Genomic DNA, 8785 nt, shown 5'->3' on the forward strand with positions numbered 1-8785 from the left:
CCCATCCGCTTCGGCACCGACAGCACCCGGGGCGTCATCCGCGACGACACGACCGGGGATCTGAAGGTCGTCACCGTCACCCCCGACAACGAAGCCCGCATCCTCGTCCACGACGCCCACACCCCCTCCCCCACCACCGCGTTCGCCCTCTCCCGACTCGCCGACCCCGACACCCTGCACCACACCCCCATCGGCGTGTTCCGCTCCGTCGACCGACCCGTCTACGACACACAGATGGCCGACCAACTGGACAGGGCCGTCACGTCGAAGGGCAAGGGCGACCTCGGCGCTCTCCTCGCCGGCAACGACACCTGGACGGTCGGGCGTTCCGCCCGGCGCCCCCGCTCCACCACGGCCACCCGGCCGTGAACCGCGGATCCGTCACCGCAGGACCGTGAACCGCGGAACCCGTGAACCACAGCACCGTCATCGCAACACCGTTACCGCAACACCGTTACCGCAACACCATCGCCGTTCGACCGCAGTACCCCCGGGGAGGGACACCAGATGACCTATGTGATCGCTCAGCCCTGTGTCGACGTCAAGGACCGCGCGTGCATCGACGAATGCCCGGTCGACTGCATCTACGAGGGGCCGAGGAAGCTCTACATCCAGCCCGACGAATGCGTCGACTGCGGTGCGTGCGAACCCGTCTGCCCGGTGGAGGCGATCTTCTTCGAGGACGACGTCCCGGCCGAGTGGAGCGAGTACCGGACCGCGGACGCCGAGGTGTTCGCCGAACTCGGGTCGCCGGGCGGAGCGAGCGCGGCGGGGCCGCTCGCCGCCGACCATCCCCTGGTCGCCGCGCGTTCCCCGCAGGCCGCGTAACCCTCGCACCGCCCGGTGTCCGGTCGCCGGATGGCCCGATTCCGTGGTGATCCAGCCCGGTTCCAGGCCAGGTACAGGCCGATACCAGTGATCCAGGACACCGTGGAGGCGGTGGCGGAATCTTTTCGCCACCGCCCTGTGGCGTTGTGCGCGCCGGCCGCGCCCCACGCGCATCCCGGGCCGGCCATCCCAGAAGGAGCTGCAATGGACATCACCTTCACCTCTCAGCCCGCCCCGTCCGTCCCGTCCGTCCCGGACGCCAGAGGTCTGGTCGCACCGCTCCACCTGCTGCACAGACCTGTCACACCGGAGGGGTTCCTGCTGGACGCCGCCGCTCCCGTGGAGCAGCACTTCGCGCTCTCCGCCGAACTGCCCCAGGAACACGGGACGTTCACCGACGGGCCGGGCACCTTCCACGATCTGCTCTACATCGCGGAGACCCTGCGCCAGGCGACGCACTTCGTCGCCCACCAGTACTTCCGGGTGCCCACCGAGCGCCCCGCGGTGTTCGTCTCCAGCGGGCTCGACGTCCTCGACCCGGCCCCGTGGCGCCGCACCGGTCGGCCGGCCCATCTGACGCTGGACCTCACCGTGACGCCCGTGGACGTGGTCAACGGCGTCCCGCGCGGCCTCGACTGCCGCAGCGACGTGGCGATCGACGGTGTCCCTTGTGGGAGCGCTTCCGCGCGCCTTCAGTTCCTGATGCCGGGGGTGTACCGGTCGCACCGTGAGGTCGGGCGCCAGGAGAGTCTGCGGAGCACCGCTCCGGTGGTGCGCCCGCTGGCCTCCATGACGGTGGTCACGCAGGAGGAACCGGCCGCCGTGGCACCGGAGTCGGTGGGGCGCGAGGACCCGCGCAACGTCGTCGTGGGACCGCCGCTGCGGGCGCCCTACGGCGAGTTCGTGCTGCCCGTGGCCGCCGATCCCGGCCACGAGGTCTTCACGGCCGTGCCCGGCGACCATGTCCCCGGCCCGGTGTTCCTGGAGGCGTCCCGGCAGGCGTCGCTGCTCGCCGCCGCCGAACTGCACGGGCTGCGGCCCGCCCACGCCCTGCTGACCCGCTGGCGGGCGTCCTTCCGCGGCTTCGGGGACGCCGACCTTCCGCTGACCTGCACGGTCGTGGCGGAGGAACCGGTCCGCGACGAGGCGGGCCGGCCCACCGTACGCACCCGGCTCGCCTTCAGCCAGGGCAGCCGAGTCCTGTGCACCGCCTCGGCCGTCCTCCTCCAGGACTGCTGACCGTACGCCGCCGCCCGGACCGGCCGACGCTCTCCTCTCCCCTCGTTCTCATGATCAAGGAGCTCTCCGATGCGTTTCCGGGTACTGGGGCCGGTGAGTCTGTCGCCCCGCACTCCCTCCGCCGCGAAACCGCGCGCCCTGCTCGCCACCCTGCTCGTGCAGGCCGGTGAGGTGGTCCCCGTGCACAGCCTGATCGACGAGCTGTGGGGGACGGAACCCCCGCGCACCGCGACCACCACCCTCCAGGTGTACGTCTCCCAGCTGCGCAAGGTCCTCGCCGAGGCAGGCGGCTCCGCGCACTCCGGTGAGCTGCTGACCCGCGCTCCCGGATACCTCCTCGCCGTTCCCGAGCGGGACTTCGACCTGCCGTGCTTCGAACGGCTGCGGGCCGAGGGCCGCGCCGCCTACCAGGAGGGCGACTTCGGCCGCGCCTCCGGACTGCTGCACGAGGCGCTCGCCCTGTGGACGGGCCCCGCCCTGTCCGGGATCCCGCACGGGGTGCGGCTGGAGTCCGCCGCCATCCGGCTGGACGAGCTGCGGATGGAGGTCCTGGAGCAGCGGATCGTCGCCGACCTGCGGCTGGGCCGCCACCAGGAGCTCGCAGGCGAGCTCCTGGCCCTCGCCAACGAGCATCCGCTGCGGGAGACCCTGCACGGACACCTCATGGTGGCGCTGTACCGGACGGGCCGCGGCTCCGACGCGCTGCGCGTGTACGGGCGGCTGCGCCACTCCCTCGTGGAGGAACTCGGCGTCGAGCCGAGCCCGGGCCTGTCCCGGCTGCACGAACGCGTCCTGCGCCGGGAGCCCTCCCTGGACTGGCAGCCACCCCGCACCACACGCCCCGCGAACGGCGACGCCCCGGACGGCGCCGCCGGCGCACCGGGACGCCCGGCCGCGCACCGGCGGGCGGCGGGACCGGCCGACGGGCCGCGGTCCCTGCCCGGCCCGGCCCCTACGCTCCCCGCGGCGCCGCCCGGCTTCGTCGGCCGCGACGAGGAACTGGCGTACGGGGAACGGGCGCTGCGCGGTGGCGTCGGCCGGCCGGCGGTACGGGTGCTGGCCGTGTCCGGGCCGGCCGGCGTCGGCAAGACCGCGCTGGCGCTGCGGCTCGCGCACCGCACGGCGGACCTGTTCCCCGACGGCGGGCTGCTGCTCGGGCTGCGCGGGCCGCAGGGCCGTCCGCTGAGTGCCGCGCAGGCGGGCGCGGCCCTGCTGCGCCGGCTCACCGACGATGTCCCCGGCGTCCCGCTCACCGACCCGGAGGAGCTGACCGACCGGCTGCGGCGGGCCCTGCACGGGCGCCGGATGCTGCTCATCCTGGACGACGCCGCGTCCGAACAGCAGATACGGCCGCTGCTCCAGGCCGTCACGGAGGGCTCGGTGATCCTCACCGGGCGCCGCCGGGCCGCCGCCCTCGACGGGGCGGAGCACCTGCGGCTGGACGCGGTGCGGCCGGAGGAGGCGGTGGAGCTGCTGCTCGCCGCCGGGGGCGAGCGGATGGCGCAGGACCCGGTGGCGGTCGCCGAGATCGCCCGGCTGTGCGGCTGCTTCCCGCTGGCGCTGCGCGTGGCCGCGGCGGCCCTGACGGCGCGCCCGCACACCACGCCCGCCGCGCTGGCGGGCCGGCTGCGTGACGAGCGGACCCGGCTCGGTGTGCTGCGCGAGGGCGACCTCGACCTGCGCTCCAGCCTGCTGACGGGCTACCAGGAGGCGGGGCCCGCGCTGCGGCGCGCCTTCCGGCTGCTGTCCCTGGCGCCGGCCCCCGATTTCTCGGGCTGGACCGTCGCGGCCCTGCTGGGCACCGGGCCGGCGGAGGCCGAGGAGGCGGCGGAGGAACTCGTCCGGGCCCAGCTGCTGGAGGCCCGCACCGACGGCCGGTCCGTCCGCTACGGCTTCCACTCGCTGCTGAGGGTGCTGGCCACCGAACTGCGGGAGGCGGAGCCGGACGCCGCCCGGACCCGTCGGGAGGTCGTGGAGCGGCTGGGCCGGGCCTACGGGAGCCTCGCCCGGTACGCGGACCAACGGCTCGCCCCCGGACGGAACTGGCGGGCCCGGCCCGACGCCGGGCACCTCGCGCCGGACGCGGCCGAGATCGTCGGCGCGAGTCCGCTGGGATGGTTCCGCGAGGAGGCCACGGGCCTGGTGGAGACGGTACGGCAGACGCACGCGGCGGGGCTGTGGCCGCTGGTGTGGGACCTCGCGGGCAGCGCCGCCGGATACTTCCACGCCCGCGCCGCGTGGGAGGAGTGGGAGGAGACCCACCGGCTCGCCCTGGACGCCGCGCGGCGGGCCCGGAACACCGAGGCCGAGGCGGCCGTCCAGTACGCGCTGGGCGACCTGGCCTGGCAGCGCCGCCAGGCCGACCGGGCGCTGCGCCACCACACCGCCGCCCAGCACGCGTTCGAGCTGGTCCGCGACCGGACCGGGGTGGCACGCTGCCGGATCGGCGCGGCCGACGTCCTGCTCGGCCAGGGCCTGCTGGAACACGCCGCACGGCGGTACGGGCGGGCGTTGGCGCTCTGCTCGGCCGAAGGGGACCTGCGGGGCGAGGTGGCCGCGTTGAAGGGGCTCGCCCTGGTCAACCTGCGACGTGGCCGCGTGGACGTGGCCCGGCGGCAGCTGGAGCAGTGCGGGCGCGCCGCGGAACGCCTCGGCGACCGCCGCTGGACGGAGTACGTCCGCCGCACCACGGCCCGCCTGGCCCCGGACCCCACCCACCGCCTCTCCCCCGTCGGCCACGCGGTCGAGGTGGGCCCCGGCATGTGGCTCATCGGAACGGCGACGGCCGCCTGAGCCGGCGGGAGCGCCGTGAGGTCGTCCCTGACGGGGGCGGCCCGACGGTGTCTCTGCCAGGAACTGCGTGAGGGTGTCCCCCGAGGGAGCTGTGCGAGGTCGTCCCCGCCGGGAGTGGGGTGACAGCTCCCGACGGGAGCACGCGTCACCCCCGGCGTGAGTCGTATGCCCCGTTCCCCGGCAGGAGCCGTACGGCCTGCTCCCCGGCGAGGACCGCATGACGCGTCCCCGGCGTCGGCCGCGTGGCGGTTGTGGCCGGGGTCGGCCACGTGGCGGGCGTGGCCGGGAGGCCGCGTGGCAGTCGTAACCGGCGTCAGCCGCGTGGCGGTTGTCCCGGCGTCGGCCGCGTGGCGGTTGTGGCCGGGGTCGGCCACGTGACCGGTCGTAGCCCCCGGCGGCGAGTGACAGTCGTAGCCGGTCAGTGCACGGTGCTGGTGGCGCTGGTCTTCGCCGCGTCGTCCCGCCGCGCGTGGGCCGCGCGCCGCCCGCTGCCGCCACACCTCGGCCGCGTGGCGGTCGTGGCCGGGAGGAGCCGCGTCGCGGTCGTAGCCGAGGCGAGCCGCGTGACCGTCGTGGCCGGCCTCGGCCGCGTCGCGGTCCTAACCGGCGGCAGCCGCGTCGCGGTCGTAGCCGGGAGGCCGCGTGACCGTCGTGGCCGGCCTCGGCCGCGTCGCGGTCCTAACCGGCGGCAGGCCGCGTCGCGGTCGTGGCCGGGGGGAGCCGCGTGACGTCCTGCACGCGGCTCCCGGACGGCCGGCGACGGCAGTGGCGGGGGTTCGGTTCTCCACTCCGGTCCCCCGCGTGGCCGGCCGTCAGCCGGTGGCCCGCCCCTGGAGGGGACGGGCACCCCGGGTGCGGGCCTGCGCGCGGCGGGTGCGCAGCAGCTGCCGCCACTCCTCGGGGCTGAACCGGGCGGGCCGGGTGCGGCCGATGAAGTCGTGGAGCACACCGAGGAAGCGCTCCGGATCCGTGTGGAACGGGAAGTGCCCGGCGTCCTCGAATATCTCCAGCCGGCTGCCCGGCATGGACACATGGCCGAGGCCCGCGTGCAGGGCCGGAACCACCATGTCGCGTCCGCCCCACACCAGCATGGTCGGCATGCCCTGCGTCAGATAGCAGCGGTCGAGCAGCGTGCCGACCTGGCCCCGCCAGTCGACGACGGCCCGCAGGGTCCGGACGAACGCGCTGCGCGAACTCGCGTCCGGCAGGGCGTCCACCACCCGCAGCAGATCCGGCGCGTCGACCCCGAGCCCCGTGTTCAGCGTCTTCATGATCCGCACGGCCATCTGCAACTGCCAGCGCACGGTGGGCAGTTGCAAGGCCGACAGCAGCAGTTCGGCGCCGGGCAGCGTGGCGGCCCGCAGCAGCGGGGAGACCTGGCGGCCGATGCCCCCGCTGCCGACGAGGACCAGCCGCTCGGTGCGCTCGGGGAACTGGTAGGCGAACTGGGCGGCCACCGCGCCGCCGAGGGAGTGGCCGACGAGGGTGGCCCGCTCGATGCCCAGCGCGCTGAGCAGGTCCCGCAGCCCGTTGGCGTACGCGCCGGGAGAGTAGTCGCCACGGGGTTTGGCGGACGCCCCGTGGCCGAGCAGGTCGGGGGCGAGGACCCGGTACCGGGCGGCCAGACCCGGGATGATGTCGGCCCAGGTCGCGGAGGAGTCGCCGATGCCGTGGATCAGCACCACCGCGGACTCGCCCTTGCCGGCCATGCGGTAGGCGAAGCGGTAGCCGTGCAGCTCACGGGTGCGGACGCGGATCTCGTTGCGGCCCACCGCCCGCGGCCTGGGCCGCCCCGGCTGCCGGCTGGGCCGGAAGGGCGAACGGGCGGTGAAGGGGTCGTCGGCCATCGGTCAGGCCTCCTGCGGGATCGGATGGTGGTCACGGACAGGGCGGCGCGGGACCGGCGCGGACTCGACGACGTCCGGGGTGCCCGGAGCCTCGGTGTCGGCGGGGCCGGGGAGGGGGACGCGCGGAGCGCGGAAGAGGACCGGGTCGCCGGGGACGCCCTCGGGGTCTGGGTCGAGGCCGAGGGAGGTGAGGGAACGCCAGGGCTGGGCCTGGCCGGGTTTCCTCGTCCGCCAGGGAGTGTGCGCCTGGGCCGGGGAGGAGGGAGCGCGGAGGGTGTGCACGGAGGACATGACAGCCACCTCTGGGTAGGTGTGCGAGGAAGCGCACCGGGAGGGGGCGCGGTACCGCCGCCGTTCGGCGGCGGCGCCCGGTGCGAGGGAGCCCGCGGAGGGGTACGGGGCTCTGCTCGGAGCTCTGCTCGGAGCTCTGCTCGGAGCTCTGCTCGGAGCTCTACTCGACGGGGGACCGGCGCGGCTGACGGGGTACGGCGTCGGCCAGGCCCGCGGCTCCGGAGCCGGACGGGTGCGCCGCGCCGGACGGGTGCGCCGCGCCGGACGGGTGCGCCGCGCCGGACGGGCCGGGCGCACCGGCGCCGACCGCGCGGGACCGGCCGGACACACCGCTCGCACCGCCGTCGGCCGCACCGGCTCCGAACACACCGGCCGCACCGCCGCCGGACACACCGCGTCGACGCCCCGCGCCGGTGGCGGGCAGGGCGCGGTGGCCGCCGAGCCGGTGGGTGAGGCGGGCCCGCAGCAGGGACGCGATCAGCCACTTCCGCATGGCGCCCAGATGCGCGGGGGAGCCGTGGACGTCGTCGAACTCCTTGAAGCGCACCCGCGGCAGCGTGGCGCCGAGCAGCTGCCGCTCGGTGGGCGGGATGATCTCGTCCCGCGAGCTGACGACGTATCCGACGGGGATGTCGACCGCGCCCAGGACGTCCGGCCCGAGCGGGAAGTCGGCGAGCAGCGCCCGCAGCGCGTCGTCGTCGGGGGCGCCGGTGAGCCGGCGCAGCGTGGCGACGGTGATCCCGGGGACCCGGGGCCACCAGTCGGGGTCGTCGAAGAACCCGGCGACGGGGGCGCCGACGGTGTGGACGGAGCGGATGCGCGGGTCCTCGGCCGCCGCGCGCAGCGCCAGGTGGCCGCTGAAGCTGAGGCCGAGGACGGAGGTGTCGGTCACCCGGGCGCGGCCGGCGAGTTCGTCCATCAGGAACGGCAGCAGCCGCCAGGAGTCCGCGTGGTAGCGCAGGGTGTTCTCGCCGACGCCGGGCATCTCGGCGACCACGGCCGCCCAGCCGAGGCGGGCGAGCCGGGGCAGCAGGGGCGCCCACTGCTCCTTGACGCTGACGATGCCGCCCATGACCAGCAGCAGCGGGCGCCGGCGGCGGGAGTCGAGTCCGCTCGCCCAGCAGGCGACCGTGCCGTCGGGGTGGTCGAGGACCAGGCGTTCGACGCCGCGCCGGCGGCGCCAGTCGTCGAAGGTGCGGACGCAGTTGTCCTGGGCCCGGCGCCGGACGTCGTCGCCGTGGTACGGGAAACGGGCGAGCGCGTAGTGCCGGCAGGCGTCGAGGGGGCGGCCCGCGACGGCCAGCCGGTCGGCCTCTCCGGTCCACACCCGGGCCCACGACGCGGGGTGCCCCGGCTCGTCGTTGGCGATCCTCGGCAGTACGGCCGCGACCTGGCGGTCACCGATGCCCTGGCCGCGGGCGTGCAGCCGCGCGAACTCCTTGAGTTCCGCGAGATGGTCCATCGCTGTTCTCCGTCTCCTCCGGGATGCGGGTCCGATGCCCGGGGGATGCGGCCGGAGGGCTCGGGGCCTTCCTGGTCGTACCGGCGGCGGGCGGGGCTGTCCGGTCGTACGGCGGGCGGGCCTGCCCGGTCGGGAGCGGGGGATGTCCCCCGGCCGGGTGGCCCGCCCGGAGAGATCCTGGCCGCCGTCCCTTAAGCCCTGCTGGCGCACGGGTTGCGCCACGCTAAGCGCTGCGCGTGGAGTGCCGTGTGCGGCGCGAGGTGCAGGGTGCGTCGTGCATGGTGTGCCGTGCGGGGCCGCCGGGCGCGCACGGCACACGGCGGCG

6 protein-coding genes and 1 pseudogene are annotated in these 8785 nt (G+C 75.7%); 4 read left to right on the forward strand and 3 right to left on the reverse strand.

All coding sequences use genetic code 11. The annotated features are described in order from the left end of the window. From AOK15_RS01195 to AOK15_RS01210, 4 genes and pseudogenes are all read left to right on the forward strand, one after another. A pseudogene (locus tag AOK15_RS01195) lies at positions 1-369 on the forward strand (hypothetical protein); the annotation flags it as partial. A 138-nt stretch (positions 370-507) separates the two neighbouring features. Beyond that, positions 508-828: a ferredoxin gene (fdxA, locus tag AOK15_RS01200; protein ID WP_055511749.1), complete on the forward strand. Its 321-nt coding sequence runs from the start codon at positions 508-510 to the stop codon at positions 826-828. Between the two features lie 204 nt (positions 829-1032). Continuing rightward, positions 1033-2067: an AfsA-related hotdog domain-containing protein gene (locus AOK15_RS01205; protein WP_055511751.1), complete on the forward strand. Its 1035-nt coding sequence runs from the start codon at positions 1033-1035 to the stop codon at positions 2065-2067. 69 nt (positions 2068-2136) lie between these two features. Further along, a complete protein-coding gene (locus AOK15_RS01210; RefSeq protein ID WP_055511753.1) occupies positions 2137-4860 on the forward strand; it encodes an AfsR/SARP family transcriptional regulator in 2724 nt (907 codons plus the stop codon). An 812-nt stretch (positions 4861-5672) separates the two neighbouring features. Here AOK15_RS01210 and AOK15_RS01215 read toward each other — a convergent pair. The 3 genes from AOK15_RS01215 to AOK15_RS01225 all read right to left on the reverse strand — a co-directional run bounded on the left by AOK15_RS01215 (position 5673) and on the right by AOK15_RS01225 (position 8460). Continuing rightward, positions 5673-6707: an alpha/beta fold hydrolase gene (locus AOK15_RS01215; protein ID WP_055511755.1), complete on the reverse strand. Its 1035-nt coding sequence runs from the start codon at positions 6705-6707 to the stop codon at positions 5673-5675. A 3-nt stretch (positions 6708-6710) separates the two neighbouring features. Beyond that, positions 6711-6998 carry a hypothetical protein gene (locus AOK15_RS01220; protein ID WP_055511757.1) on the reverse strand — a complete coding sequence of 96 codons (288 nt, stop codon included), beginning with the start codon at positions 6996-6998 and terminating at the stop codon, positions 6711-6713. A 160-nt stretch (positions 6999-7158) separates the two neighbouring features. Continuing rightward, positions 7159-8460 carry an alpha/beta fold hydrolase gene (locus tag AOK15_RS01225; protein ID WP_055511798.1) on the reverse strand — a complete coding sequence of 434 codons (1302 nt, stop codon included), beginning with the start codon at positions 8458-8460 and terminating at the stop codon, positions 7159-7161. Between the last annotated feature and the right edge of the window lie 325 nt (positions 8461-8785).

It is taken from the genome of Streptomyces ossamyceticus (assembly GCF_001418475.1).
In the GTDB taxonomy this organism is placed as follows: Bacteria; Actinomycetota; Actinomycetes; order Streptomycetales; family Streptomycetaceae; genus Streptomyces; species Streptomyces ossamyceticus.